Annotated in this window: 22 protein-coding genes; 7 read left to right on the top strand and 15 right to left on the bottom strand. The window is 67.9% G+C overall.

The annotated features are described in order from the left end of the window. Positions 1-36: 36 nt before the first annotated feature. Both ACIQF0_RS33560 and ACIQF0_RS33555 read left to right on the top strand, forming a co-directional pair. Positions 37-2196 carry a glycosyl hydrolase family 95 catalytic domain-containing protein gene (locus tag ACIQF0_RS33560; protein ID WP_401036313.1) on the top strand — a complete coding sequence of 720 codons (2160 nt, stop codon included), beginning with the start codon at positions 37-39 and terminating at the stop codon, positions 2194-2196. A 20-nt stretch (positions 2197-2216) separates the two neighbouring features. Continuing rightward, positions 2217-3851 (top strand): NPCBM/NEW2 domain-containing protein, encoded by a 1635-nt coding sequence (locus ACIQF0_RS33555; RefSeq protein ID WP_401036310.1) that lies wholly within the window; start codon positions 2217-2219, stop codon positions 3849-3851. Here ACIQF0_RS33555 and ACIQF0_RS33550 read toward each other — a convergent pair. After that, a complete protein-coding gene (locus tag ACIQF0_RS33550) occupies positions 3838-4578 on the bottom strand; it encodes a class I SAM-dependent methyltransferase (RefSeq protein ID WP_401036308.1) in 741 nt (246 codons plus the stop codon). The genes ACIQF0_RS33555 and ACIQF0_RS33550 overlap by 14 nt on opposite strands. Then, positions 4575-5714 (bottom strand): carboxylesterase family protein, encoded by a 1140-nt coding sequence (locus ACIQF0_RS33545; protein ID WP_401036305.1) that lies wholly within the window; start codon positions 5712-5714, stop codon positions 4575-4577. Before ACIQF0_RS33545 ends, ACIQF0_RS33550 begins: the two co-directional genes overlap by 4 nt. Before the next feature lie 112 nt (positions 5715-5826). On the opposite strand from ACIQF0_RS33545, the gene ACIQF0_RS33540 reads away from it, so the two are divergent. Further along, positions 5827-6861, top strand: a complete 1035-nt coding sequence (locus tag ACIQF0_RS33540) for a zinc-dependent alcohol dehydrogenase family protein (RefSeq protein ID WP_360040212.1) — start codon at positions 5827-5829, stop codon at positions 6859-6861. Here the strand turns inward: ACIQF0_RS33540 and ACIQF0_RS33535 are convergent. Next, positions 6845-8317: a flavin-containing monooxygenase gene (locus ACIQF0_RS33535; RefSeq protein WP_401036303.1), complete on the bottom strand. Its 1473-nt coding sequence runs from the start codon at positions 8315-8317 to the stop codon at positions 6845-6847. The genes ACIQF0_RS33540 and ACIQF0_RS33535 overlap by 17 nt on opposite strands. A gap of 115 nt (positions 8318-8432) precedes the next feature. On the opposite strand from ACIQF0_RS33535, the gene ACIQF0_RS33530 reads away from it, so the two are divergent. Continuing rightward, complete coding sequence (locus ACIQF0_RS33530) at positions 8433-9017, top strand: TetR/AcrR family transcriptional regulator (protein ID WP_401036795.1); 585 nt, start codon at positions 8433-8435, stop codon at positions 9015-9017. Here the strand turns inward: ACIQF0_RS33530 and ACIQF0_RS33525 are convergent. The 4 genes from ACIQF0_RS33525 to ACIQF0_RS33510 form a co-directional block, all read right to left on the bottom strand. Beyond that, positions 8983-9690, bottom strand: a complete 708-nt coding sequence (locus ACIQF0_RS33525) for a glutamine amidotransferase (RefSeq protein WP_360040218.1) — start codon at positions 9688-9690, stop codon at positions 8983-8985. The genes ACIQF0_RS33530 and ACIQF0_RS33525 overlap by 35 nt on opposite strands. After that, positions 9683-10930 (bottom strand): MurT ligase domain-containing protein, encoded by a 1248-nt coding sequence (locus ACIQF0_RS33520; RefSeq protein WP_401036298.1) that lies wholly within the window; start codon positions 10928-10930, stop codon positions 9683-9685. The genes ACIQF0_RS33525 and ACIQF0_RS33520 overlap by 8 nt, the downstream gene beginning before the upstream one ends. 193 nt (positions 10931-11123) lie before the next feature. Beyond that, positions 11124-11609 carry a helix-turn-helix transcriptional regulator gene (locus tag ACIQF0_RS33515; RefSeq protein ID WP_360040224.1) on the bottom strand — a complete coding sequence of 162 codons (486 nt, stop codon included), beginning with the start codon at positions 11607-11609 and terminating at the stop codon, positions 11124-11126. 116 nt (positions 11610-11725) lie between these two features. Next, a complete protein-coding gene (locus ACIQF0_RS33510) occupies positions 11726-13621 on the bottom strand; it encodes an LCP family protein (RefSeq protein WP_401036295.1) in 1896 nt (631 codons plus the stop codon). A gap of 152 nt (positions 13622-13773) precedes the next feature. Here ACIQF0_RS33510 and ACIQF0_RS33505 point away from each other — a divergent pair, with 152 nt between their 5' ends. After that, the gene (locus ACIQF0_RS33505; RefSeq protein WP_401036793.1) at positions 13774-16704 is read left to right on the top strand and encodes a glycine--tRNA ligase; all 2931 of its coding nucleotides are present in this window, start codon (positions 13774-13776) and stop codon (positions 16702-16704) included. A 418-nt stretch (positions 16705-17122) separates the two neighbouring features. On the opposite strand, the gene ACIQF0_RS33500 is transcribed toward ACIQF0_RS33505, so the two are convergent. From ACIQF0_RS33500 to ACIQF0_RS33475, 6 genes are all read right to left on the bottom strand, one after another. Then, complete coding sequence (locus tag ACIQF0_RS33500) at positions 17123-17911, bottom strand: chitosanase (protein ID WP_401036293.1); 789 nt, start codon at positions 17909-17911, stop codon at positions 17123-17125. A gap of 163 nt (positions 17912-18074) precedes the next feature. Further along, positions 18075-18863: a chitosanase gene (locus ACIQF0_RS33495; RefSeq protein WP_396425433.1), complete on the bottom strand. Its 789-nt coding sequence runs from the start codon at positions 18861-18863 to the stop codon at positions 18075-18077. Between the two features lie 175 nt (positions 18864-19038). Further along, a complete protein-coding gene (locus ACIQF0_RS33490; protein ID WP_401036290.1) occupies positions 19039-19824 on the bottom strand; it encodes a chitosanase in 786 nt (261 codons plus the stop codon). 109 nt (positions 19825-19933) lie between these two features. Further along, positions 19934-21394 carry an alpha/beta hydrolase gene (locus ACIQF0_RS33485; protein WP_401036288.1) on the bottom strand — a complete coding sequence of 487 codons (1461 nt, stop codon included), beginning with the start codon at positions 21392-21394 and terminating at the stop codon, positions 19934-19936. A gap of 54 nt (positions 21395-21448) precedes the next feature. Next, the gene (locus ACIQF0_RS33480; RefSeq protein WP_401036285.1) at positions 21449-22165 is read right to left on the bottom strand and encodes a MerR family transcriptional regulator; all 717 of its coding nucleotides are present in this window, start codon (positions 22163-22165) and stop codon (positions 21449-21451) included. Between the two features lie 172 nt (positions 22166-22337). Then, the gene (locus ACIQF0_RS33475; protein WP_360040340.1) at positions 22338-24038 is read right to left on the bottom strand and encodes a S8 family serine peptidase; all 1701 of its coding nucleotides are present in this window, start codon (positions 24036-24038) and stop codon (positions 22338-22340) included. Positions 24039-24267: 229 nt separating this feature from the next. Between ACIQF0_RS33475 and ACIQF0_RS33470 the strand changes: the two genes are divergently transcribed. Then, complete coding sequence (locus tag ACIQF0_RS33470) at positions 24268-25371, top strand: sugar ABC transporter substrate-binding protein (protein WP_396425432.1); 1104 nt, start codon at positions 24268-24270, stop codon at positions 25369-25371. Positions 25372-25442: 71 nt separating this feature from the next. Here ACIQF0_RS33470 and ACIQF0_RS33465 read toward each other — a convergent pair whose 3' ends face one another. Beyond that, a complete protein-coding gene (locus tag ACIQF0_RS33465; protein WP_401036281.1) occupies positions 25443-26147 on the bottom strand; it encodes a hypothetical protein in 705 nt (234 codons plus the stop codon). 74 nt (positions 26148-26221) lie between these two features. Next, a complete protein-coding gene (locus ACIQF0_RS33460; RefSeq protein WP_401036279.1) occupies positions 26222-26437 on the bottom strand; it encodes a hypothetical protein in 216 nt (71 codons plus the stop codon). Positions 26438-26683: 246 nt separating this feature from the next. Between ACIQF0_RS33460 and ACIQF0_RS33455 the strand changes: the two genes are divergently transcribed. Continuing rightward, the gene (locus tag ACIQF0_RS33455) at positions 26684-26890 is read left to right on the top strand and encodes a cold-shock protein (protein ID WP_030468404.1); all 207 of its coding nucleotides are present in this window, start codon (positions 26684-26686) and stop codon (positions 26888-26890) included. Positions 26891-26997: the final 107 nt, after the last annotated feature.

Raw genomic sequence — 26997 nt, 5'->3', positions numbered from 1 at the left:
GAGACCGGGCCATCGGAGGTCTTCGCCTGTGATGGCATGTCGAAACGCGACTGGGAAGCTTTTGTCGGCGCGCAGGATCTGGTGTGGAAAAAACCTCCGACCCGGTACGGACAGGCTCCGTTCCTCGGTGACGGGCGCCTCGGCAGCGTCGTCTACGCCGAGGAGAACGTCGTCAGATTCACCGTGCAGCACGCCGACGTGCAGGATCACCGCGCGAGCGGCGGCAGCCAGTTCGGGGTCTGCCGGCTTCCTGTCGGAAACCTGAAGATGACGGCGGCCGGCACCGTCACGGCCGTCGACTGGCGCCTCGACCTGTGGAACGCGGAGTTGCGTGGAACCGTGACCACGTCGCTCGGCGCGATCACGTTCGCCGCCTACGTCCACTCCGAACGCTCGGTGTTCTCGCTGAACGTCACCGCGACCGGCGCCGAGAAGCCGGTGCTGGAGTTCGTTCCCAGCCAGGCGATTCCGCCTCGCGCGGACTTCGACCCGCTGCCGGAGGGGTACGTCCGCAACCCGAGCCCGGTGACGGTGGCGGCCGGCCGCGAGACGCTGGTGACGCAGGCGCTCAACGCGGGCGGGCAGACGGCAACCGCTTTCCGGTTGATCACCCACGGTCGCACGCAACGGGTGCTGCTGTCGGTCGCGCACACCTACCCCGAGGCCGTCGCCGACAAGACCGTGCTGACGGCCGTGCGCGAGGCCGCGGTGCTCGGCGGACGACTGACGATGGCGCACCGCAAGTGGTGGAACGACTTCTACCGCAAGAGCTTCCTGTCGTTCGGCGACCAGCGGCTGCAGTCGTTCTACTGGATCCAGCTCTACAAGGTCGCGTCCGGTTCGCGCGCAGGGAGCCCGGTGATGGCGACGACCGGCCCGTGGCTCGAGAGGACGCCGTGGGCGGCGGCCTGGTGGAACCTCAACGTGCAGCTGGAGTACTGGCTGATCCACGGCTCGAACCACCTGGAACTGGACTCGATCGCCAGCACCCTGAAGGACAGCCAGGACCAGCTCGTCCGCAACGTCAAGGAGCAGTACCGGCACGACTCGGCGGGCGTAGGCCGCAGCACCGACCGCACGACGTCGAACGCCGGCACGCTGTACGAACCGGGCACGGGTGGCACCGGCGTCAAGGAGCTCGGCAACTTGACGTGGGCGCTGCACAACGTCTGGCTGTCCTACCGGCACAGCATGGACGCCCGGATCCTGTCCGACGTCGTGTTCCCGCTGCTGCGCCGGTCGATCAACTACTACCTGCACTTCCTCAGGAAGGGGAGCGACGGCAGGCTCCACCTCGACGTCACCACCTCACCCGAGTACGGCGACGCACCCGACTGCAACTACGACCTGCAGCTGATCCGCTGGGGCTGCCAGACGTTGATCGACTCGGCGGCCAAGCTCAGGATCAACGACCCGCTGGAACCCAAGTGGCGTGAGGTCCTGCGCGACCTGACCCCGTACCCGGTCGACGTCAACGGGTTCATGATCGGCGCCGGCGTGCCGTTCACCGTGTCGCACCGGCACTTCTCGCACCTGCTCGCGACGTTCCCGCTGATGACGGTGAACTGGGACCAGCGGGAGAACCGCGAGCTGATCGAGAAGTCGTTGCACCACTGGATGTCGCTGGAGCCCGCGCACCGCGGCTACAGCTACTCCGGGTCCGGCTCGATCGCCGCGCGCATGTTCCGCGGCGACGAGGCCTACGCGTACTTCGTGAAGATGTTCGACACCACCAAGCGCTACCCGGTGCTCGAGAACACCATGTACACCGAGGCCGGGCCGGTCGTGGAGACCCCGTTGTCCGGCGCGCAGACGATCCACGACTTCGTGTGCCAGAGCTGGGGCGGGATCGTCCGGGTGTTCCCCGCCGTGCCGTCCGCCTGGCCCGACGTCATGATCGCCGACCACTCGGCCGAGGGCGGGTTCTCGGTGACGGCCCGCCGCTCCGGAGGCAAAACCGAGTTCGTGCTGGTCCGCAGCCGCGCGGGCGAGCCTCTGGTGCTGCGGCACGGCATCGACGGACCGGTGACCGTGGCGTCGCCGGTCCGCTGTCACGACCGCGGCGACGGGACGCTGGAGATCCCGTTGCGTCGCGGGCAGGAAGTCCTGGTGCACCCCAGGGGCCGCCGCCCCGGCCTGGCCGTCCGGCCGGTCGCCATCACGACCCCCGGCAAGCCCTGGGGTCTTCCCGCGTGATGCTCGGAAAGGAAAGCCCCATGCGCACCATCGCCTTGGCCGTGCTGTCCACAGTGGTCGGCGCGGTCCTGGTCGTCCCCGCCGCGCAGGCGTTGCCGGACGGCCTCGCCCTGACCCCGCCGATGGGCTTCAACAACTGGAACACCACCGCCTGCCGCACCGAGTTCAACGAGGCGATGGTCAAGGGCATCGCCGACATCTTCGTCGACAAGGGCCTGAAGGACGCGGGCTACGAGTACGTCAACATCGACGACTGCTGGGCCGAGAAGACCCGTGACTCCGCCGGCAAGCTCGTGCCGAACAGGACGCGGTTCCCCAACGGCATCAAGGCCGTCGCCGACTACGTGCACTCCAAAGGCCTGAAGTTCGGCATCTACACCAGCGCCGGCACCAAGACCTGCAACAAGGACAACGGCTTTCCCGGCGGCCTGGACCACGAGGAGTCCGACGCGCAGCAGTTCGCGAGCTGGGGCGTCGACTACCTGAAGTACGACAACTGCAACAACCAGGGCGTCGACGCGAAGCAGCGCTACCGCAAGATGCGCGACGCGTTGAAGAAGACCGGCCGTCCGATCGTGTTCAGCCTGTGCGAGTGGGGCCAGAACAAGCCGTGGGAGTGGGCGTCGGACACCGGACACCTCTGGCGCACCACCGGCGACATCAACGACACCTGGCCGCGCACGATGGACATCTACGAGAAGAACGTCGTGCTGGACTCCTACGCCGGTCCTGGGCACTGGAACGACCCGGACATGCTCGAAGTCGGCAACGGCAAGATGAGCGCTGTGCAGTACCGCAGCCACTTCTCGCTGTGGTCGATCATGGCGGCGCCGTTGCTGATCGGCTCGGACCTGCGCAAGGTCTCCGCCGACACGTTCACGATCCTGGAGAACAAGGACGTCATCGCGGTCGACCAGGATCGGCTGGGCGTGCAGGGCAAGCGGATCCGCACCACCGGCAAGTCCGGGGTCGACGTGATCGTGAAGCCGCTCGCCAACGGGGACAAGGCCGTGGCGTTGTTCAACAAGTCCGGCTCCACGCAGACGATCTCGACGTCGCTCTCGGAGATCGGCATGTCCGGTCCGGCGGTGCTGAAGGACCTCTGGACCAAGTCGACGCGCACCACGACCGGCACGATCTCGGCCTCGGTTCCCTCGCTCGCCACGGTGATCTACCGCGTCTCCCAGGACGGCCCGCGCCCGACTCCTCCGGCCGGCACCACCGACCTGTCCGCGTTCGAGGCGTCGTCGTCGACCAACGGCTGGGGTCCCGTCGAGATCGACAGGTCCGTCGGCAACCAGGCCGCCGGTGACGGCAAGACGCTGACCATCAACGGCGTGACGCACGCGCGCGGCTTCGGGGCGCACGCGGCTGGGTCGATCGACTTCTACCTGGGCCGCAAGTGTTCCGCGCTGTCGGTGGACGTCGGGGTCGACGACGAGGTGGCCACCGGCAAGGGATCGGTGGTCTTCCAGGTCTTCGCGGACGAGGTGAAGGTCGCGGACTCCGGCAAGCTCACCGGCACCGACGCGGGGAAGAAGCTCTCGGCGTCGCTCACCGACGCCGAGAACCTGCGGCTGGTGCTGACCGACGCCGGTGACGGCATCAACTCCGACCACGGCGACTGGGCCTCGCCGCGCATCACCTGCGCGTAGCCACGGCCAGCTGGGTCATGTACCGCTTCACGACCCGGCCGCCGTGCCGCGTGTCGATCAACGACGTGATGTCGGCGATCAGCTGATCGCGCGCAGGCAGCGCGATGTGGTTCGAATACGTGAGGAGCAGGTCCACGTACGCCTCGGTGTCGTAGGCCTGCTCCCACTCGTACCGGTGGAACTCGGGTTCGTCGAAGAGCGCGCTCTCGTCGAACTCGCAGGGGATGCCCGACGCGGGGGACTGCCGCAGGTTCGGCGGCGTGGCGGGGTCCCAGCGCTCGTAGATCTCCTGCACGTCCACGAAGAACCGCTCGGTCCCGCCCGCGATGTGGTGCGTCGAGATCACGGCCAGCACGCCGCCGGGACGCAACGCGGCGGCGCACCGGGCCATGCGGGTGTGCGGATCGAGCCAGTGGAACGCCGTCGCGCACACCACGAGGTCGAACGGCGTCGCGGGCAACGGCCAGTCGTCGAAGTCCGCCACGACCACACGGGCGTCCGGGGCGTGCGAACGGGCGACAGCGGCCAGCTCAGGGCTCAGCTCCACCGCCGTCACGTCGCCCAGCGCGGTCAACGGCAGCGTCGCCTGACCGGTGCCCGGCGCGATCTCCAGGATTCGCGGGCCGTTCAGGCGTTCGAACAGCTGCGGGGGATAGGTGGGACGGGCCCGGTGGTAGCGGGCCGCGTCCTCGCCGAACGTGGTGCGCAAACGCTCGCGATCGGTCACCCGCCGAATTCAAGCGACCGGGACGGCAGCGCGTCCATCCCGTTTCGCGCGAAACCCGCCCACGTGCTCCGGATGGTCTTCGCCAGCTCGGCGTCCGGCTCCTGCCCCGCCAGCATGCCCGCGCCGATCCAGCCGTCCGGGTCGAACAGGAACGGCAGCTCCATGCAGTGGCACGAGCCCATGGGGGCGTCGGCGGGCGCCCACCGGAAGAGGTAGGTCGCGGCCTGCCCACCCGCCGCCGTCCAGTCCCGTGCCAGTTCACGGGCCCCGAGGGCGAAGATCAGTTCGGTCACCGCCGCCCAGTGCTCACGGCTCGGCACGTACGGGCTGCCGTCGTCGGCCGTGTGCCCGACGAGCAGTTCGACGCGGGACGCCGCCGCGGCGAGGTCGATCTCGTCCAGCGTCGGGGCGAACGGCATGCCGCCGGACGGGGCGAACCTCGGTCCCATCGCGACCACGGCGGCGGCCTGGGCCGCCAGCACGTCCTCCACGGAGGTCGTGGCGTCGACCGAGATCGACGCACGCAGCGCGGCCGTCATCTCCGGGCGTTCGGGGCTGCGGGTGCCCAGCGGTGCGCTCTGCAGGATCGCCCGGTGGAACAGGTTCTCGGTGTCGGTGAGCATCAGCGCGTACACGGAGTCGGCGCCCGCGGACTGCCCGAACGCCGTCACGTTCGCCGGATCGCCACCGAACGCCGCGATGTTGTCCCGGACCCAGCGCAACGCGGTGAGCTGGTCGAGCAGGCCCAGGTTGTCCTGCAGGTAACCGAAAACGCCGAGGCGGTAGCTGACATTGACCACCACAACGCCTTCGGAGGCAAGCAGACCGGCGTCGTACTTCGTCGACTCACCGCTGCCGGTCACGTAGGCGCCGCCGTGGAACCAGACCATCACGGGCAGACCGGACGCGTCGGCGGGCGCGGTGACGGACAGCACGTGGCAGTGCTCGTCGAACGTCAGGCCCTCGACGGAACTGCCGACCAGGGCGGCCAGTGCGGACGGTGGCTGTGGACAGGCGGGACCACGCTCGCCGGCGTCGATCACACCGTCCCACTTGGACGGCTCCGGCGCGGCGAACCGGGAAGCGGTCGCATATCGGACACCACGAGCTCGTACAAGACCTTCAGTGATCGCCACGGCATCGATCCTAAGCATGCGTAACCAATTGCACAGCGTCTCGATTCGGCGGGAACGGCTACATAGGAGGACCATGTAACGGTTGAGCAACGAGACAAGAGGAGGGCTCCAGGTGCGGGCTACGACGATCTACGGCACTCGCGACATCCGTGTTGAGGAGGTGCCGGACGCGGCGATCAAGGAGGCCACCGACGTCGTCGTCCGGGTCGAGCTCGCCTGCATCTGCGGCAGCGACCTGTGGGCGTACCGCGGCGTGGCCAAGCGCGAGGACGGGCAGCGGATCGGGCACGAGTTCCTCGGCATCGTCGAGGAGGTCGGCGGGGACGTGAAGAGCGTCCAGGTCGGTGACCGCGTCATCGCGCCGTTCGTGTGGAGTGACGGCACCTGCGCGTACTGCCAGGCCGGGCTGCAGACGTCGTGCCGCGCCGGCGGGTTCTGGGGCAGCAAGGGCAGCGACGGCGGTCAGGGCGAGGCCGTGCGCGTGCCGCAGGCCGACGGCACGCTGGTGAGGGTGCCCGCGGACGCGCCGGCGTCGCTGCTGCCCGCGTTCCTGAGCCTGTCCGACGTCATGGGCACCGGTCACCACGCGGCCATGGGCGCGGGCGTCGGTCCCGGCAGCACGGTCGCGGTCGTCGGTGACGGCGCGGTGGGCCTGTGCGGCGTTCTCGCGGCCAAGCGCCTCGGTGCCGAGCGGATCATCGCGATGGGCCGCCACGAGGACCGGGCGAAGATCGCGTCGCTCTTCGGTGCCACGGACCAGGTCGCCGAACGAGGCGACGCCGCGATCGAGCGCATCAAGGAGATGACCGGCGGCCTCGGGGCGTCGGCCGTGCTGGAGTGCGTCGGCACCGAGCAGTCGTGGGAGACCGCGATGGGCATCGTGCGCGACGGCGGCCGGATCGGCTACGTCGGCGTGCCGCACGAGATGAAGGGCCTGCCGCTCGGCAAGTTGTTCGGGCGCAACATCGCCATCGGTGGCGGCGTCGCGCCCGCGCGGGCCTACCTGCCGGAGCTGCTGGCCGACGTGCTCGCCGGCCGGATCGACCCCGGACCCGTGTTCGACCGGACGGTCTCGCTCGACGACGTCGCCTCGGGCTACCAGGCGATGGACGAGCGGACCGCCCTGAAGGTCATCGTGCAGCCGTAGTGAGCACGTAGTCCTCGGCGCGCACGCGCTTGGTCCGCATCCAGTACCGCCAGGTGAATCCCGGCCACACGGTGCGGTTCACGCCCTGCGCGTCGAGGTACCAGCTCTTGCAGCCGCCCTGGGTCCAGACGCCCTTGGTGAGCTTCTGCTGGATCTCCTGGTTGAACTCCTGCTGGGCCTCCAGCCGCACATCCAGCTCCGCTGCGCGGTGTGTGTCGAGGAGCTGGAGGCACTGCGAGATGTACCGGATCTGCGACTCGATCATGAACACGACCGAGTTGTGCCCGAGTCCGGTGTTGGGGCCCAGCAGGAAGAACAGGTTGGGGAACCCCGAGACCGTGATGCCGTAGTAGGTCTCGATGCCCTGTTGACGCCACTGCTTCGCGAGGTCGACGCCGCCCTTGCCCTGGATGTCCAGGTAGTCGAACGAGTCGACGACGTGGAACCCGGTGCCGTAGATGATGACGTCGACCTCGTGCTCGACGCCCGCACTGTCCACGATGGACTTCTCGCGCACCTCGGAGACCTTGTCCGTCACCAGGTCGACGTTCGGACTGCCCAGTGCGGGGTAGAAGTCGTTGGAGATCAGCACGCGCTTGCAGCCCATGGTGTAGTCGGGCTTCAGCTTCTTGCGGAGCTTCGGGTCCGGCACCTGCTTCTTCATGTGCCGCAACGCGATTCCCTGCGCGAACTGCATGATCTTCGGGTTCACCGCGAAGCCCAGCGCTGACGACTCGCGCGTCCAGTACACGAAGTCGCGGTAGAGCCGTTGCGTGAACGGCAGGGCGCGGAACAGCTTCTGCTCCCAGCCGTTGATCTCGCGGTCGGCCTTGGGCATGATCCACGGCGGCGTGCGCTGGAAGATCTTCATCGACGCGACCTGCTTCGCGATCTTCGGCACGAACTGGATCGCGGACGCGCCCGTGCCGATGACGGCGACGCGCTTCCCGGTCAGGTCGTGGTCGTGGTCCCACTGCGCGCTGTGGAACGTCTTGCCGCTGAAGTTCTCGATGCCCGGCAGTTCGGGGACGTTCGGGATGTGCAACGCGCCGACGCCCGCGACCAGCGCCTGGGCGGTGTAGGTGTCACCCTGCTCGGTGGTGACGTTCCAGCGCTTGGCCTCGTCGTCCCACTGCGCGCCGGAGACCTTGGTGTTGAAGCGGATGTGCGGCCGCAGCCGGTACTTGTCGGCGACGTGCTGCAGGTAGTCGAAGATCTCGCCCTGGCGCGCGAACATCCGCGACCACCTGGGGTTCATCTCGAACGAGAACGAGTACATGTGCGACGGCACGTCGCACGCGCAGCCGGGGTAGGAGTTGTCGCGCCAGGTGCCACCGAGGTCGGCGGCCTTCTCCAGCATCACGAAGTCGTGCTCACCGCGGCGCTTCAGCTCTATGGCCATGCCCAGGCCGGAGAAGCCGGTGCCGATGACGAGCACTTTCGTCTCTCGGTGCATGGGGAAGTCCCTCCGCTCGCGGTGGCTACTTCTCAGTAGGTTACCCCGAGTAAGTTACGAGCGGTAGACTCCATTTGTGACAGCCCCCCGGCGCCGAATGCCCAAGGCCCAGCGCATGGCTCAGATGCTCACCGTCGCTGAGGAGATCTTCGCCGAGCAGGGCTATCTCGCAACCTCGATGGACGAGATCGCCGAACGCGTGGGCGTCTCGAAGCCGATGCTCTACGAGTACTTCGGCTCGAAGGAAGGCCTGCTGATCGGCTGCATCCACCGGGCGCGCACGGAGCTGCGGGAGAAGACGGCGGCGGCGATCGCGGGAGCGCAGAGCCCGGAGGAGTTCCTCCGGCTGGGGCTGCTCGCGTTCTTCGAGTTCATCGACGAGCACCGCCGCTCGTGGGCGTTGCTGCGGCAAGAAGCGGCCGTGGCGGTGCCGTCGGCGCAAGAAGAGGTGGAAGGCATCCGTCAGCAGCAGACGGACATGATCGGGGCCGTGCTGGCGTCGTTCACGCCGGAGATAGACCCGCTGGAGGCGGAGGCGTTCGCCGAGATCGTCGTCGGCGCCACCGAACGCCTCGCGGTGTGGATGGAGCGCAGGCCCTCGGTGGGACCTGCGCTCGCAACCGACTACGTGATGGCCGTGATCTGGCCGGGTGTCTCAGACCGCCTCATGAAGCAGCCTTCACCCGCTCAGCCCGCATAGCGGACACGGCGGGGAGGTCCAGCGGCGCGAGCTTCGTGCCCGTCGCCCACTCGATCAGCAGATCGGCGAGCTGCGGGTTGCGCGGCAACACCGGGCCGTGCAGGTAGGTGCACAGGATCCGGCCCTGGACGGCGCCCTCGACGCTGCCGTCGTTGCCGGTGCCGACCTTGACGTGCGCGAGCGGCTTCGCGGCCGGGCCGAGCACGGTGCGGCCCTGGTGGTTCTCGAAGCCGGTCAGAACGCCGGAGAACAGGCCGTTCGCCGGCTCGGCGAGGACCTCGCCGATCGCGCGGCTGCCCCCGGCGTGCGAGGTCGAGTCGATCAGGCCCATGCCGGGGTGGGTGATGTTGTCGGCACGGGTGAAGCTCTCGCCGAAGATCTGGATGCCGGCGCAGACGCCCAGCACCACGGCGTTCTTCGTGACGGCGCGCTGCAGGCCGGGGTGCTCGCGCAGGTGCTTCACCGCCAGCGTCTGCGCGGTGTCCTCACCGCCGCCGACGACGTAGATGTCGCACGAGTCCGGCACCGGCTGGCCGTAGTTGATCGGCACGATCTCGGCTTTGATGCCGCGCCACGTCATGCGCTTCTCGAGGACCACGGCGTTGCCGAAGTCGCCGTACGTGCCGAGGAGATCCGGCAGCACGAGCGCGATCTGGATTGTCGACTCACTCATCAGCGGCAGCCCTGGCATTCAAGTCGCGGAACGCGGTGTAGTTGGCGATGACCTCGACCGCGCCGGGAGGCATCTGGTCGATGGCCTTCAGCGGGTCGGGCACGATCGTGTGCTGGACCTCGGCGTAGGTCAGGCGGACGGCGAGATCGGTCGCGCGCTCGCCGGCCGCGATGACCGTGCGGCCCTGCAGGCGCTCGAACGGGACGTCCCAGAGCCACGACAGGTCGCGGCCGTCGGCCTCGTTGGCGTTGATCACCAGGACGGCCGGGTGGTTGGCCTCCTTGACGACCGTGAGGGTCTCGCTCCAGCCCGCCGGGTTCTTGCTGAGCAACAGGCGCGCGCTGCGGCCGTTGCGCTGGATCGTGCGGTAGCGGCCACTCACGTTGGAGACGCCGCGCAGCCGGCGGACCGCCTCGTCCGCGGGCACGCCCATCGCGTGGGCGGCCGCGGCGGCCATGACGGCGTTGGCCTGGTTGAACTTGCCCGGCAGCGTGAGGCGCAGTTCGAGCTTCTGGTGCTCCGGCGTGATCATCGCCTCGTCGGCGGTGATCCAGTTCGGGTGCGGGCGCGCGAGGTCGCAGCCCGTGCAGTGCCAGTGCTCGCCCTGCCAGCGGATCGGGTTGCCGCAGCGCGGGCAGCTCGCCGAGTCGTGGTGCCAGCCGGTGCCGGTGGCGACCCAGATGACCTTGGAGGCGTTCCAGGCCGCGCTCGTCACCATCACGTCGTCGCAGTTCGCGACGATCGTGCAGTTCTGCAGCTTGTTGACGGTGTCGCGCAGCGCGCGCTCGATCGTGCGGACCTCACCGACGCGGTCGAGCTGGTCGCGCGAGAGGTTCAGGATCACCGCGACGGACGGGTTGCTGGCGCCCGCGACGGCGGGGAAGTAGCCCTCGTCGCACTCCAGCACCGCGTACGGGGCGTCCGGCTGCTTCGACAGCGCCGTGACGTGACCGTCGGGCATGTTCGCGCCGCTGTGGTTCGTGGCGACCTCGCCCAGCGCGCCCACGGCCCGCGCCAGCATCATCGTGCTGGTCGTCTTGCCGTTGGTGCCCGTCACGACGGCGACGTTGCGGCCCTGGGTGAGGCGGTTGAGGGCCTGCGGGTCGAGCTTCAGCGCAACCCGGCCGCCGATCATGCCGCCGGCGCCGAGGCCCATCTTCTGCGACAGCGTGGAGCTCAGGTTGCCCAGCTTCACGGCGGCTGCGGTGCGCAGAGGGAGGCGGGCGGGGGAATCGTTCACCCTGGCGATGCTACCGGCGTTGCTCTTTGCCCCTTTTCGGACGGTCGTTGCGTTGGTGTGAACGGGCTTCGGTACAACTAGCGGCTCAGCTAACGACTCAGTCCGCGCAGGATCCGGATGAGCTCCACCGTGGGCAGCTGGCAAATGTTGGAGTCATGTTCTCCAGCGTTGACTGACTGGGCGCCTGTGCTCTTCATCGGGCGAGACCACGCAGGATCCGGATGAGCTCCACCGTGGGCAGCTGGCACAGCTGCGCCATGTTCTCGAGCGCGGGCAGGTCGAGGTGCACCTCCGGTGAGGCACTCGGCGGCAGCGCGTGCAGCCGTCCGGCCGCCCACCGCTTGAGCGGCAGGACGCGCGGGTTGTCGGTCGCGGCGATCGAGGTGAGGCTCAGCGTCAGGTGGCCGGCGGGGGTGTCGCCGAAGAAGCGTTCGTGCACGCGGGCGAGGACCTCGTGCGCCGGAACGTCGAGGGCGTGACAGATCTCCACGAGACGCACGACGGAACACTGCCGCGTGCCGAGCTCGTAGGTCGCCAGCGTCTGCAGCGAGATCTCGGTCTGCAGCCGCTTGTTCAGCTCCTTGCGGGTCCATCCGCGCTGCTTGCGAAGACTGCGGATCTCATCACCGAGCACGCGCTGGTACGCCACTGTGTCGATTTGGCCGTTCGCAGTTTGCACCCTGGTCCTCCACCCCGTGAGCGGGTCTCACGGTGATGGAAGGCGCCAGTGCTTCGTCGCTTACGCAACTTACTGGGAGAATCCCCCGAACGGGCTATACATCTCTACTCTGAGTATCAGTTTACGCAGCGCACGCCGTCTGCGGAGATGGGCGCGGGGGGCGCCGGGTCAGCCGGTTGCTGACGAGCACCGTCCAGGGCGAGTACTCCAGAACCGGTGAAACCCTGCGCGCCGGGACCCGAGTAGTCCGATCCGAGGAAGACGCGGGCGGCCCCTGCGGGCACGTTCACGTCCTCTTCGATCTTCAGGCCGCCGAGGGCCTCCTGGACCGCGTTGGCGCCCGCCTCGCCGCCCTTGCCGTAGCGGACGACGGACTTCGCCATGGCCTCGGCGTTGCCCGTCTGGCCCTCCTTGAAGCCCTTCGCGACGAGCGACTGGAGCACCTGGCCCGCGAGGCCCGGCTGACCGGAGGCGTTGCGGACGTCGACGGTCACCGTGGACTTGTCGAACTTGGGGTCGGCCGGGTTCGACGTCGCAGGGGCCTTGCCGAGGTTCTTGACGAACGTGCGCACCTCGGACTCGGTCACCTCGACCGCGGAGCCGTCCTCCGGCGTCTGCAGGTCGGGGTTGCCGGTCGGGATCGTCTGGAACGTCATGTTGCCGCCCGTCATGTCCTTCATCTGCAGGGCGAACTTGGTGATGTCCCAGCCGTCGTCGAGCACGATCGCGCCGCTCACGGCCTTGATCATGTCGCTGCGCTTGGTGCTGTCGGTGAGCACGCCCGCCGACAGCATCTTCTTGGCGAGGCCCGCCATGAAGACCTGCTGGCGCACGACGCGGTCGAGGTCGCCCATCGGCAGGCCGTGCCGCTGACGGACGAACGCGAGCGCGTTCTTGCCCTCGATGGTCTGCGGGCCGGCCTTGAAGTTCGCGCCGGAGAAGCTGTCGCGGACGTTGTTGGTGAGGCAGACGTCGATGCCGCCGACGGCCTTGGTGATGTCGTAGAAGCCGACCAGGTTGACCTCGGCGTAGTGGTCGATCGTCGAGCCGGTCAGCGTCTGGATGGTGTCGATCAGGTTCTTCGCGCCGGCCTTGCGCGACTCCATCTCGATCTCGGGCGCGGGCTTGCCGCTGCCCTGCAGCTTCTCGGCGGCTTGACCCTTGGCGTAGCCGTAGGCAGAGTTGATCTTGTGCCGCCCGAACCCGCCCGCGATCTTCACGTAGGAGTCGCGCGGGAACGACACGGCGTAGGCCTTGCCGCTGTCGTTCGGGATGTGCAGCAGGATCAGCGTGTCCGTGTTGAACCCGCCGTCGTCGCTGCCGCCCGCCTGCAGCTCGTTCAGGACGTTCTGCGGCAGCGGGTTGCCCTTGGAGTCGGTGCGGCTGTCCATGCCGACCAGCAGGATGTCGATCGCGCCGTCGGCGGGCTTCTCGCCCGCGTCGGCCAGGTTCAGGTCCTGCTTGGTCAGGCCGTCTGTCAGCGCCGTCAGGTTCTGCCACGCGATGCCGGTGACCAGCAGGATCGTGGCGGACAGCATGCTGAGGAAGATCTTGGCGCCGGTGGACGCGCCACGTTCGGCCTTGCTCGGCCTGCGAGCCGCGGCGGGCCTGGGCCTCGGCCGGGGCGCGGCGGCTGTCTTCGCGGGGGCGGTCTTGACCGTCGGGCGGTCGGCCACGGGACGCGGGCGCGGCGCGGACGACGAGGCGCGGCCCGTCTCACGGGGGCGCTGGGACTCCCGGCGCGGAGGTTCGCTCCGACTCGCCGACTCGCGGCGCGGAGGTTCGCGGCGGGGCGGTTCGGAGCGGCTCACCGGCTCGCGGCGCGGTGGTTCGGCGCGCTTCGGCGGCTCCCGGCGTGGGGGTTCCGCCTTGCCGGGCTGCCTGCGCGGGGGCTCTGAGCTGCGCGGCGGCACCTGGGGACGGCGGGGCTGGCCCGCCTGGGGACGCGGGGTGGCAGAGGGTCGCCTGGGATTCCCGTTCGGGTCTCCTGGCCGCGGCGGCCGGTTGTCCACACCCACTCCTCTCGGCGAAATCGGGTACACCAAGTAGACGTGCGGGGCCGCCACTCGGTTGTGCACAGGGTGACACAGTGGCGGAGCCCACCCGATCAAGGCCCCTTGACCAGCGGTTTTGTCCGTTTCGTAGACTCGTCGCCGTGTTGACGATGCAGGACGCGCTGCTCGCGCTGACCAAGTACTGGACCGACCGAGGTTGCATCGTGGTGCAGCCGTTCAACACCGAGGTCGGGGCGGGAACGCTGAACCCGGCCACCGTGCTGCGGGTGCTGGGTCCCGAGCCGTGGCGCGTCGCCTACGTGGAGCCGTCCGTGCGGCCCGACGACGCCCGCTACGGCGAGAACCCGAACCGCCTGCAGACGCACACCCAGTTCCAGGTGATCCTCAAGCCCGACCCGGGCGACCCGCAGGAGCTCTACCTCGGTTCGCTGGAGGCGCTCGGCATCGACGTGCGCGGGCACGACGTCCGGTTCGTCGAGGACAACTGGGCCTCGCCCGCCCTCGGCGCCTGGGGTCTCGGCTGGGAGGTCTGGCTCGACGGCCTGGAGATCACCCAGTTCACCTACTTCCAGCAGGCCGGCGGCATGACGCTCGACCCGGTGTCGGTGGAGATCACCTACGGCATCGAGCGGATCATGATGGCGCTGCAGGGCGTCGACCACTTCAAGAAGATCGCCTACGCGCCCGGCATCTCCTACGGCGAGGCGTTCGGCCAGGCCGAGTACGAGATGTCGCGGTACTACCTCGACGACGCGGACGTGGAGGCGAACAAGCGCCTCTTCGAGGAGTTCGCGGCCGAGGCCAGGCGCATGCTCGACGCCCGCCTGCCCGTTCCGGCGCACAGCTTCGTGCTGAAGTGCTCGCACATCTTCAACGTGCTGGACGCGCGCGGCTCGATCTCCACGACCGAGCGCGCCCGTGCGTTCGGCCGGATGCGCGGGCTGGCGCGGGAGGTCGCCTCGCTGTGGGCCGAGCGTCGTGCCGAGCTCGGGCATCCGCTGGGTGTGGCCGAGCTTCCCGCTGCTGTTGTCAAGCCTTCGTCCTTCGTGGACGTGGTCGCGCCGGCGACGCTGCTGTTCGAGATCGGTACCGAGGAACTGCCGCCGCACGAGGTGCTGCGGACCGTGGACGCGGTGCGTGCGGCGGTTGGCTCCAAGCTGGATGCCACTCGGCTGACGCACGGCTCGGTGACCGTGCACGGCACGCCGCGCCGGATCGTCGTGCTGGTGCCCGCGGTTTCGCCGCGGGAGCCGGACGCCGAGCGCACGGTGCGTGGTCCGCGTGTTTCCGCGGCTTTCGATGCCGACGGCAACCCGACGAAGGCCGTGCAGGGCTTCGCGCGTGGCCAGGGCGTCGAGGTCTCTTCGCTGGGGCGTGTGGTCGAGAACGGCGTCGAGTTCGTGGCGCTGACCAAGTCCGATGCCGGTCGTGGCGCCGTCGAGGTGCTGAGCGGGCTGCTGGCCGAGGTCGTGTCGGACCTGCGGTCCGAGAAGAACATGAAGTGGAACGACCCGAAGCTGTCGTTCACCCGGCCGATCCGCTGGCTGCTCGCGCTGCTGGGGGAGACCCCGGTGCCGGTCGCGGTGTCGTCGCTGGCGTCCGGGACCACGACTCGGGTGCACCGGACCGCTGCTTCGCCGGTGGTTCCGGTGTCCACCGCGGACGGTTACCTGGAGTTCCTGGAGTCGCACGGGATCCAGGTCGATTCGGCTGCTCGTTCGGCCGCGATCGTGGAAGCCGCGCAGGAGCTGGCGGCGTCGGTCGGCGGTGTCGTCGAGGTCGACGGGCTGCTGGACGAGGTGACGAACCTGGTCGAGTGGCCGACGCCGATCCTCGGTTCGTTCGAGGAGCGGTACCTGGAGCTGCCCGCGCAGATCCTCACCACCGTGATGCGCAAGCACCAGCGGTACCTGCCGGTGCGGTCGGCTGACGGCTCGTTGCTGCCGCACTTCGTGGCTGTCGCCAACGGGTCCATCGACGCCGATCTGGTCCGGGCGGGCAACGAGGCCGTGCTGCGGGCGCGGTACGAGGACGCGGCGTTCTTCTGGCGGGCGGATTTGAAGACGCCGCTGGAGGAGATGAAGTCCGGGCTCGCGAAGCTGACGTTCGCGGACAAGCTCGGTTCGATGGCGGACAGGGCCGGGCGCATCGCTTCGCTCGCGGGGCGGTTCGCTTCGGTGGTCGACGTCGACCGCGAGACGCTGGATCGCGCGGGTGCGCTGGCCAAGTTCGACCTCGGCTCGCAGATGGTGATCGAGCTGTCGTCGCTGGCCGGTGTGATGGCGCGGGAGTACGCGGCACGGGCGGGGGAGACGTCCGAGGTCGCGCTGGCGTTGTGGGAGATGGAGCTGCCGCGGTCGGCCGGTGACGCGCTGCCGTCGTCGGTGCCGGGCGCGCTGCTGTCGCTGGCGGACCGGTTCGACCTGCTGGCCGGGTTGTTCGGGATCGGTGCGCAGCCGACCGGGTCGTCGGATCCGTTCGGGCTTCGCCGTGCGGCTCTTGGTGCGGTCACGGTGTTGCGGGCGTTCCCCGACCTGCGGGCGATCACCCTGCCGGTGGCGCTTTCCCTTGCTGCTGAGGGGCTTGAGGTGTCCGCCGAGGCGTTGGAGACCGCTCGGGAGTTCGCGGTTCGGCGTTATGAGCAGGCGTTGCTCGATGCTGGGCACGAGCACCGGTTTGTTCAGGCGGTGCTGCCGTTGGCCGACTCGCCGGTGTTGGCTGATGAGACGCTGGCGCAGTTGGAGTCGTTGGCGGGCAACGAGTCGTTTGACGCGTTGGCTGCGGCTTTGCAGCGGGTGCGGCGGATTGTGCCTGCGGCTGTTGAGGGGTCCTACGACGCCTCGGTGTTGTCGGAGCCTGCGGAAGTGGCGCTGCACAAGGCGTTCGACGGGGTTTCGCGGGATGTTGTTGGGCTGGCTGCGTTCTTCGGTGCAGCTGAAGGGCTCACCGGGCCGATCAACACGTTCTTCGACGAGGTGCTGGTGATGGCCGAGGACGAGGGCGTCAAGGCTGCTCGGCTTGGGTTGCTGGCGTCGATTCGGGACTTCGCGGCGCCGGTGCTGGACTGGACTCAGCTGTAGGTCGGTTCGGGATGCGTGGGTCGATTTGCGTTGGCCTGTTTGCGTTCCAGCGGGGTGGGTCGCCTTTGGTTGGCGGCTCACCTTGCGAGGGTGGGCGCGTGGGTCGTGACGAAGTGCGGGGTTGCGATTGGGGCTTGACCTTGAGCCTCTAGCTGGGCGCGTAGTCGGCCTCAAAGACCGGGGTTCAAAGCGCCCCGGCCGAGCCCAGACAGGGTGGCACCCAGCCCCTCAAGGTCAAGCCCCAATCGCCATGAGCGGGGTGCACCGCTACCCAGGCGGCAGAGGTTCACACGGCTCGCTTCGCATCGCCACGCCAGGATTCGTGCGTGGTTGCTTTGCGAGGGCCGCGCCTGTCGGCACCGCGCGCCGGGCCCTCGTAGGTGGTCGCCTTGCGTTGGCGGGCGCCGGGTGGGTTTCGCTACTTGATTTCGAAGCTCTGGCCGTAGACCTTCCACTTGAGTGGCGTGTTCAGGTCCAGGTTGCCTGCCTTGAGCCACACGCGTTGTGCCGTGTCCACGCGACTGGTGTTCTCGTGTGCGGGTTCCTGCTTCATGGTCCACACTCGGGCGTCCATGAAGGCGTTGAGCCACGTGGTCTCGTTGCCGCCCTGCGACGGTGGCTTTGCCTTGGTCAGTGCGCGTTTGCGGATGCTGGAGAAGTCCAGGTTGCCCCAGCCGTCGCCGTGCATGACGATCGCGTCGTAGTACGCGAACTGGCCCAGGGCGCGCACGCCGTCGGCCTTCGCCTGGCGTACCGCCGGGTTGAAGTAGACGCGGTCGCGTTCGGACTCTTGTGCCGCCTTGAAGACGGAGTCCGAGGCCGCGGTCTTCCAGTCCCTGGTGTAGTTGGGATCCAGGCCCGAGTGCGAGTCGGTGCCGTTGACCCTGCGCAGTGCGGGGAGGTACTTCTCCAGCACGTTGCCGGGTTTGCGGGTCTTGTAGAGCTCGACCAGGTCGAGCATGTCGCCGGTGCCGCTGCAGAAGCCGATGATTCCGGCGGTGTAGCCGCGTCCGTCGTCGATGTCCTCGATGTAGCTGAACTGCGCTTTCCAGTTCGTGGACGAGTTCTCCGCGCTGGACACGATCTGCATCGCGATGTCCTTCATGCGCGGGTCGTTGAGGTCTGCCGCTTGGGCGGTGCCCGCGGTCGCGGTGGCGAGCGCGACGCAGAGCAGAACGGCGGCCAGCGTGCGGCCTGGGATCTTCACGCGTTCCTCCCGGGGTGTCCCGGGCGGCGGTTCGGCAACCGTAAGGGGTCTGGACCTTCAGCGGCAAGGATGTTCATTCGATTACGAACTTGTTGTCACACATGAGAAAGAGGGGCGCCCCCGACCGGGGGCGCCCCTCTTTCTCATGTGTGAAACGGTGGAGCTAGTTGATCGTGAAGCTGTCGCCGTAGACCTTCCACTTGAGTGGCGTCTTCAGGTCGAAGTTGCCGGCCTTCAGCCACACGCGCTGCGCGGTCTCGATGCGGGAGACGTCCTCGTGGGCCGCTTCCTGCTTCATGGCCCACACGCGGGCGTCCATGAAGGCGTTGAGCCACGTGGTCTCGTTGCCACCCTGCGACGGGGGCTTCGCCTTGCCGAGCGCGCGCTTGCGGATGTTGCTGAAGCTGGTCTTGTCGCCGCCGTCACCGTGCACGACGATCGCGTCGTAGTACGCGAACTGGCCCAGGGCGCGCACGCCGTCGGCCTTGCCCTGTGCCACAGCGGGGTTGAAGTACACGCGGTCGCGTTCGGACTCCTGTGCCGCCTTGAAGACGGAGTCCTTGGCCGCGGTCTTCCAGTCCTTGGTGAAGTTGGGGTCGAGACCCGAGTGGGAGTCGGTGCCGTTCACCTTGCGCAGTGCGGGAAGGTACTTCTCCAGCACGTTGCCGGACTTCTTCGTCTTGTACAGCTCGACCAGGTCGAGCATGTCACCGGTACCGCTGCAGAAACCGATGATGCCCGCGGTGTAGCCGCGGCCGTCGTCGATGTCCTCGATGTAGCTGAACTGGGACTTCCAGTCCGTGGAGGAGTTCTCCGCGCTGGACACGATCTGCATCGCGATGTCCTTGAGGCGCGGTTCGTCCAGATTGGCCGCGGAGGCGGTGCCAACCGTGGTGGTGAAGAGAGCGGCGCACGTCAAAAGTGCGGCCGCGATGCGACCAGTGATTTTCACGGATTTCCCTCCGGGGCAGGGACGTTGGGGGCCCGGGCGGCGTGAGAGCCACGGTAAGGGGTCCATACCTTTATTGGCAAGAGTCTTTACTAATTCGCGAAACGGACAATTGCCCTCAGTCGATGCATTCCGGCGGAAACGCTTGCCCTGCAAACGTTTCCGCCGGGACGTCAGGTCAGCGGATGTCGAACTGCTGCCCGTAGACGTGCCACTGCAGGGGGCGTTCGAGGTTGAGCTTGCCCTCGTTGAGGAACCGGCGCTGGGCCGTGTCGACCCGGCTGGTGTCCTCGTGCGCGGGCTCCTGCTTCATCGCCCACACCCGTGCGTCGAGGAACGCGTGCAGCCACTGCACCTCGTCGCCGCCCTGGGCCGGCGGGCGTGCGCCGGTGTTGAGCGCGCGCTGGCGGATGCTGGAGAAGTCCAGGTCACCCCAGCCGTCGCCGTGCATCACGATCGCGTCGTAGTACGCGAACTGTCCGAGTGCCTGCACACCGTCCTGCTTCGCGCGGTTGACCGCCGGGTCGAAGTAGACGCGGTCGCGTTCGTGCTCCTGCGCGCCCTGGAACGTGCCGTCCTGGGCCGCCGACCGCCAGTCGCCCTGGAAGGTCGGGTCCAGGCCGTCGTGCGACGGCGTGCCGTTCACCCGTTCCAACGCGGGCAGGTACTTCTCCAGGACGTTGCCCGGCTTCCAGTCGCGGTAGAGCCGGACGAGGTCGAGCATGTCACCGGTGCCGCTGCAGAAGCCGATGATGCCGGCGGTGTAGCCGCGGCCGTCGTCGATGTCCTCGATGTAGCCGAACTGCGCGCGCCAGTCCAAAGAGGAGTTCTCCGCACTGGACACCAGCTGCATCGCGATGTCCTTGAGCTGCGGGTCGTTCAGGTCCGCCGCCTGGGCGGTGCCGGGCGTGACGAGGGCCGCCGCGCACAGAACCGTTGCCGCGAGCCGTGTAAACGTCTTCATGCCGCTCCGTTCCACAGTGGAATCGGCGGCGACGTGGGCCCGACCGTAGCGTGAGAGCGCGGACACGGCAAGGGCCCGGCTCGCGAGCGAGCCGGGCCCTCCTCTGTCATCAGCCGTTCTCGGCAGCGCACTTCTGGTCGTTCGGACGCTGTCCGCCGAGCAGGTACTCGGTGACCTTGTCGTTGGCGCACTTGTTCTTGCCGAAGATGTAGGCGCCGTGCCCGCCCTGGTCGATCGTGATCATCGCGGCCCTGTCGCCGAACGCGCGGCGCGTCGACTGGGCGCCGACCAGCGGCGTCGCGGGGTCGCGCTCGTTCTGCACCAGCAGCACGTTGCGCGGGCCCCGGTCGGACGGCAGGACCTGCTTCTCCACCGGCTTCGGGAAGAAGGCGCACGGCTGGATGTTCGCGGCGCCCGCACCGAACATCGGGTTGCGGACGCGGTCGATCGCCACGTTGCGCTCGTACGTGCCGACCGACGACGGCCAGGTCGAGTCACCGCAGATCACGTTCAGGCGACCCGCCAGCAGGGCCTGGACGCGCGGGACCTCCGGGTACTCCTGCGGCGGCTGCGGCTGGCCGGTGTCGAAGGCCTTCCACGATGCGGCGAGCTTCGAGAAGGCCTCGTCGCCGGTGGCGTAGAGAGCCGTGAAGGTGAGGAAGCGGAACAGCCTGCCGTCGATGCCCTCCACCGAAGGCTTCTTGTCCAGCCGTGCGGCCAGGTCGAAGAACTTGGCGCGCACCTGCTGCGGAGTCGTGCCGAGGTTGTACTCGGGGTGCGCCGCCGCCCACTTCGCGAAGTCGGGGAACGTGTCCTCGACGCCGCGGCCCATCAGCCGGCCGCCCTCGACGTCCCAGCCGCCCTTCGGCAGGTTGCTGTCGATCACGACCCGCTCGGAGGTCTTCGGGAACAGCGTGGCGTACACCGAACCCAGGTACGAGCCGTACGAGTACCCGAGGAACGACGCCTTCTTCTCGCCCAGCGCCGCACGGACCGAGTCCAGGTCACGCGCGATGTTCGCGGTCGTGTTGTACGGCAGTTCGCCGGCCGAGGCTGACTTGAGGCACTGCTCGGCGATCTTCTTGACCTCGTCGGCGCGCTGCCGCACCTCGGCGGAGTTGTTGGCGTACGGAGGCACGCTGCCGTCCGCCATCTGCTCGTCTGTCAGGTCGCATGTGGACGGTGAGCTGTAACCGATGCCCCGCGGGTCCATGCCGATGATGTCGTACGCGTCCTGCACGTCCTGCGGCAGTCCGACCGCCTTCAGCACGAACGGGAACGTCAGGCCCTCGCTCGGCCCGCCGGGGTTGGTCAGCAGGATTCCCTTGCGCTTCGCGGGGTTCTTGCTGGCCAGCCGGGTGAACATCACCTCGGTCCTGCGGCCCTCGGGCTTGCGGTAGTCGAGCGGCAGCTGGAGCTTTCCGCACTCCAGGCCTGGCAGCGCCACGTCGGTGGGACAAGCGACCCACTGCACCTCGGGCTTCGGCGTGGCGGCGGTCGACACCCCCGGCACCGCCACCAGCCCTGCGGCGGCCGTCACGACCGCGGCCAGAGACAACGATTTTCGCATTAGCAAATTCCTCCCCGACGACGCGCCCCCTCGGCGCGCCGAACCAATGGAATGTCAGCCGTTCATGCGGACGAGAACGTCCAACTGGGCCTTGTTGTAAAGCTCGACCAGCACCTTGATGACGGTCCGTCTCGCGTGCTCCACGCCTCGTGGCGCGTCGCTGTACAGACCGGCCGGATCCGGGAACACCGCACGCATCTGCGCCATGTACGGCATCTCGCGCATGCCGTCCGCGACGGCCTGCCGGGTCTGCTCGTCCGCGTCCTCCGGCAGGTTGTCGAACGCCACGACCGCCGGATCCCGCGCGTAGTCCTTCAGCGTCCCGGCGTACCTCGCCAGCGTCTCCGGCGAGAGCAACTGGGCCAGTACGACGGTGAACGAGCGGTCCTGCGGAGACAGGTTCGCGTTCTCGATCATCGCCGCGACGTCCGGCGGCAGGTCGGTCGGCGCCTCCTGGCGCAGCACCAGTGCCAGCTCGGCCCTGATCCGTTGCAGACGTTCGATCTGCGCCGCCAGTTCGGTGTCGAGCTCCCGCAACGCCTCGCGGGGATGTTCGTCCCCGTCACCGAGGTCCGCGATCTGCGTGAGCGACAACCCGAGATCGGTGAGGCGCTTGATCCTGAGCACCCGCACGAGATGGGGCACGCCATAGCTCTTGTAGCCGTTGGCACGGCGTTCGGGCTCGGCGAGCAGGCCCACCTCGTGGTAGTGCCGGATCGTGCGCAACGTCGTGCCGGCGAGATCGGCCAGCTGGCTGGTGCTCCACCCCACGACGTCTCCCTCTCCGTTCGGCCCTGACACGACTCAGTTGAAACTATGCCGCTACGGCACGGTCAAGGCAGGCCGGGACAGTTCAGACGAAGGTGTGAGGGAGCGACGACTTTCGTCGCAAGCAAAAGGCCCCCGTCAAGAACCCGGGGGCCTTTCGTTGTCCTACAAGGACTTACAGGAACTGACCACCGCGGGTGACAGCACCGTAGGCGTCCACGATGCCGTGACCGTAGAAGCCGTTGAACTTCGAGTCACCTTCACAGGTGGCGTCGAACTCCGGCGTGCGGCCCACGTTGACGTACGAGACAGTGCGCGGGTTCGGGCAGGCGCGCTGCGTCGCGGTCTTGTAGAGCACCTTCTCGACCTTGTCGGGGTCGAGGGTCAGACCGGGGTTCTTCTTGTCCTTCTTGCCGTACTGGCTGACGATCAGCGCGGCGACACCAGCGGCGTGCGGGGCGGCCATCGAGGTGCCCTGCAGGAACTGGTAGTAGCCGACCTTGTCGCCCTGCACGGCCTTCTTCACGCCGGCGGCCAGACCGTCGGGCGTGATGTTGCCTGCCTCGTCGATCGCGCCTTCGGCGAGAGCGACGTTGCGCGGGTAGGTCGACAGGATCAGGTTCTCGTTGGTGCGGTACCACGGCGTGCCGAGGCCGTCGCGGAAGTAACCACCGGGAGCCGAGATCGCGGTCTGCTCGAGGCCGTAGTTCGAGTAGTCGGCCTTGGCGGTCGACGGGCCCAGGGCGGACACGGAGATGACGTGGTTGCCCTCGGTCGGGAGGTTGAGGCACGTCGCGTTGTCGATCGGGCGCGGGCGGTTGTGACCCGGCGGGTAGTTCGGGCTCACGGTGTCCTGGCGCGGCTTGCCCAGGTCCTCGTGGTTGTTGCCACCGGCACCGATCAGCGTGACGCCCTTGCGGTGCGCGTAGTTCAGCGCGCGCTGCACGGTCGCGATGATCGTGCGCTGCTCCAGCTGCTCCTCGGCCGAGGCCGTGGGGTCGTTGGCGCAGTTCATGTACCAGGGGTCGACGTAGAACGACATGTTGATGACGTCCAGGCCGATGTCGGCGCCGTAGGTCAGGGCGTCGACGACGGGCTGCAGGAAGAACGATCCCGCGTCCTGGCCGCCGCGGATGTTGACCAGCGACACGTTCGGCGCGACGCCGGAGATGCCGAAACCGTTGGCAGCGGCGCCAATGGTGCCGGCGACGTGCGTGCCGTGGCCGCCGTCGTCCCAGTTCGCCGGGTCGACGCAACCGCGGAACTCACACGGGCCGTCGAACACGCCACCGTCGGAGTCGTTCGGGATGTCGACGGTGAAGTTGCGCGAGAGCTCGTTGTTGAAGTTCGGCGCGATGTCCGGGTGGGAACCGTCCACACCGGTGTCGAGAATGCCGACGTACACGCGCTTGTCGCCGGCCTGCTTGGCCCGCGCGATGTTGGAGCGAACGAGGTTCAGGCCCCACAGGTCGCCGTCGAGCGGGTCCATGCCCGCCGTCGACTTCGACGGAGCAGGAGCCTTGTTCGCCTGCTCTGCCTTGTTCTCCTTCTCGACGTTGTCCCGCTTGACCTTCTCGGCCTTCGCCGCGGGCGCGTGCCCGATCGGCTTGGTCCGAGCGGCGCCGACGATCGCGCTCGAAGCGGAAACCTTCTCCGCGAAGCCGTTCGCGGGCGCCTTGACCGTCAGCAGGCCGACGGCGTCGTTGCTCCGCACGACCTCGCCGCCCGCCGCTTCCACGGCGTCGATCGCGAAGTCGCGGTTTCCGGGTTCTTCCAGAAGGACGGTGTACTCCGTAATCGGCCCTGTGGAGGCCGGCGCGGCCCCCGCCGCCGAAGTGCCCGCGGCGATCAGCGACACCGTTGCCGCCACCGCCATCACGGTTCTGCGCGTTCTCACCTAGCTGTCTCCTCACACCCGGTCAGGGCTGGATCCAACAACACGGTGCGGCCCCCGATTGCCGCCCAAGTTGGACACACTGACACGAAAATTCGCCGCACATCAGCGCCTTTCGTACGGAATCGAACTGTAGCCGATCGGAAGCGGAGCGTGATGTTATGAGAAGAAATCTTGACTTAACAAGATTCAAGGACTGGACTCCGCGTTTATGCGAAGACGGGTAATGGCATCGTCGGCGTGCCTGCTCTTTCTCCTGACTGCCTGTGGTGAAGCTGGTCAGGGCTCTCCGACGCTGCCTACGCGCGGTCCCAAACCAATCGTCGGGGTAATCCTTCCCGACCGAACGACATCCGCGCGTTGGGAAGAGCAAGACCGCCCACTGCTCACACAGGCGTTCAACTACGCGGACATCGAACCGTTCATGGAGAACGCCGAGGGTGACGAGGCGAAGTTCGCGCAGATCGCCGACGAGATGATCCGCCGCAAGGTGAAGGTCATGATGATCACGCCGTTGTCGGCGGCGGGCGGCCTCTCGGTGCAGAAGAAGGCGAAGGCGGCGGGCATCCCGGTCATCGACTACGACCGCGTGACGCTCGGCGGCCAGGCGGAGTACCACGTCGGTTTCGACAGCGTGAACGTCGGCCAGTTGCAGGCGGACGGTCTGCTGGGCTGCCTCGGTGACAAACCGGGCGCCAACATCATCGAGATCGAGGGCGCTCCGACCGACCACAACGCCACGCTCTTCACCCAGGGGCAGAAGTCGCGGTTGTCCTCGAAGTACGACAGCGGCGCGCTCAAGCTCGTGAAGTCCCAGCCGGTCGCCGACTGGAACAACGAGCTCGGCGGGCAGCTGTTCGAGCAGATCCTGAACGACAACCAGGGCAAGGTCGACGGCGTGGTCGCGGCCAACGACGGCCTGGCGGGCGCGGTCATCGCCGTGCTCAAGAAGAAGAACCTCGCGGGCAAGGTCCCGGTCACCGGCCAGGACGCCACTGTGGACGGCCTGCGGGCCGTGCTGCGCGGCGACCAGTGCATCACCGTCTACAAGCCGGTGCGCGACGAGGCCGAGGCCGCGTCCAGGCTGGCGATCGCCATCGCGCGGGGCGACCTGGAGGGTGCCGACGACCTCGCCACCGGCAACCTGCGGGACCCCGTCGCACGGCGTGACATGAAGTCGGTGCTGCTCGGCGCGACGCTGATCAAGAAGGAGAACGTCCGGACGCTGGTCACCGAGGGCATCATCAAGCCGGCGGAACTGTGCGCCGGTGACCTCGCCGCGGCCTGCGCCCAGCAGGACATCGTCGGGAGCTAGCGGCGTGACCCAGAACGTTGGCTGGGTAATTCACGCCCAGCAGGGCGCCTCGCGGCGCCGCTAACGGACCGTCACGGCCTGTCCTGATCGGGCAGGTCGTGACGGCCCGAGATGAACTCCTGCACGGCGATCTTCACGCGGATGATCGGCTGCCTGATCCGCGCCTCCCGGCGGTAGGCGCGGGTCAGCTTGCGCGAGCCTTCCGGGTAGCGCCAGCGCGCCCACGGTGAGCCGGGCCTGGCCAGCCGCACGGCGCCCACGGCGGGCACCACCGGCACGAGCAGGCCGAGCAGCCCGGTCCAGATCTTGCCCTTGAGCAGGGCCACGATCGCGAGGCACAGGTTCACCGAGATGGCGATCAGCCGGAGCGTGAACGTGGACGCCGGCGTCGTCTCCGGGTTGAGCTGCAGCACCTCGTCGTAGCCGAACGGGCGTGCGCCGAGCAGGAACGTCCCGGTGAGACCGACGGCGAGGAACACGGCGTCCACGGACAGCCGGCCCGCCTTCGTCCAGTACACGTCCCTCAGGTGCAGGATCAGCGCGAACTCGTCCAGCACCAGTGCCGCACCCACGCCGAGAACGGCCGCGGCGGCCAGTCTGGCGCCGTGCATGTCGTCCGGGATGACGAGGCTCGTGACGCTCGACAACAGCAACAGCACGGTGCCGAACACGACGTGATGCACGTGCGTGTCGCCGTGTACGAAGTTGCCCGGCCACCAGCGGACTTTGGCTCTGATCAAGCGCACGCTGATGCGGATGAACACGAATGTGGTCACCAAGCCGATGAAGAAGAAGAGCAGTCTGTCGCTGCCGGTCAAGCCGCGGCCCCCTGGGTCAACGACCCTCCAGGTTACCGGTCCCGGTAGTTGACGTCCCCGTGCACGTTGCCGATCTGGAAGAGCGTGCCGTGGACGGGTCCGCTGGACTTGTTGACCACCGTCGGGCGGCCCTTGCCCTGGGTCTCCCGAGCCTGCTTCACGAGGTACTTGGTGACCAGTCCGAGCAGGCCACCCGCCGTCCGCGGCGCGACTGTGACCGTGATCGACAGCTTCATCTGCTCGGGCACGGGTACCTCCGCGAGATCATTTGGAGTCTCACGATAGCAGCGAGATCAGTGAGATCCATAGCTCGACTGATGACGGGGACCCATGGTTGACTGTCCATGGTCGTACGTTGCGTGTTCGTGGATTTCCCCGCTCGCGGAACGAGGTCGCGAGTGTGTGGTTTCTCCAGGTTCCGGAGAAGGCGCCGTCGCGTCCTGACCCGGTGGTCGCGAGCGCGATCCGGCACCTGTTAGAGGAGAAGTAGCAAGATGGCAGTACAGGGCACCGTCAAGTGGTTCAACGCGGAGAAGGGCTTCGGCTTCATCTCCCCTGACAACGGTGGCGCCGACGTGTTCGTCCACTACTCCGAGATCCAGATGAACGGCTACAAGGCTCTCGAAGAGAACCAGCGGGTCGAGTTCGAGATCGGTCAGGGCCAGAAGGGCCCGCAGGCCCAGGGCGTTCGCGCCGTCTGAGTCCGACTGGTCAGCACATCTGATCTGTATCTGACAAGCCGCCTGTCCACTATCGGACAAGCGGCTTTGTCGTATCTTGTGCCCGATTGATCGCGATCAGTAGCGTC

This window comes from Lentzea sp. NPDC092896, assembly GCF_044754905.1.
Taxonomy (GTDB): Bacteria; Actinomycetota; Actinomycetes; order Mycobacteriales; family Pseudonocardiaceae; genus Lentzea.
This window is presented reverse-complemented; position numbering and strand designations above follow the sequence as displayed.

What these genes read in the sequence shown, in the direction of transcription:
- ACIQF0_RS33560 (WP_401036313.1), top strand. Translation starts at nt 37, where the DNA reads ATGTCGAAACGCGACTGGGAAGCTTTTGTCGGCGCGCAGGATCTGGTG.
- ACIQF0_RS33555 (WP_401036310.1), top strand. Translation starts at nt 2,217, where the DNA reads ATGCGCACCATCGCCTTGGCCGTGCTGTCCACAGTGGTCGGCGCGGTC.
- ACIQF0_RS33535 (WP_401036303.1), bottom strand. Translation starts at nt 8,317, where the DNA reads ATGCACCGAGAGACGAAAGTGCTCGTCATCGGCACCGGCTTCTCCGGC.
- ACIQF0_RS33530 (WP_401036795.1), top strand. Translation starts at nt 8,433, where the DNA reads ATGGCTCAGATGCTCACCGTCGCTGAGGAGATCTTCGCCGAGCAGGGC.
- ACIQF0_RS33525 (WP_360040218.1), bottom strand. Translation starts at nt 9,690, where the DNA reads ATGAGTGAGTCGACAATCCAGATCGCGCTCGTGCTGCCGGATCTCCTC.
- ACIQF0_RS33505 (WP_401036793.1), top strand. Translation starts at nt 13,774, where the DNA reads ATGCAGGACGCGCTGCTCGCGCTGACCAAGTACTGGACCGACCGAGGT.
- ACIQF0_RS33490 (WP_401036290.1), bottom strand. Translation starts at nt 19,824, where the DNA reads ATGAAGACGTTTACACGGCTCGCGGCAACGGTTCTGTGCGCGGCGGCC.
- ACIQF0_RS33485 (WP_401036288.1), bottom strand. Translation starts at nt 21,394, where the DNA reads ATGCGAAAATCGTTGTCTCTGGCCGCGGTCGTGACGGCCGCCGCAGGG.
- ACIQF0_RS33475 (WP_360040340.1), bottom strand. Translation starts at nt 24,038, where the DNA reads ATGGCGGTGGCGGCAACGGTGTCGCTGATCGCCGCGGGCACTTCGGCG.
- ACIQF0_RS33470 (WP_396425432.1), top strand. Translation starts at nt 24,268, where the DNA reads ATGCGAAGACGGGTAATGGCATCGTCGGCGTGCCTGCTCTTTCTCCTG.
- ACIQF0_RS33455 (WP_030468404.1), top strand. Translation starts at nt 26,684, where the DNA reads ATGGCAGTACAGGGCACCGTCAAGTGGTTCAACGCGGAGAAGGGCTTC.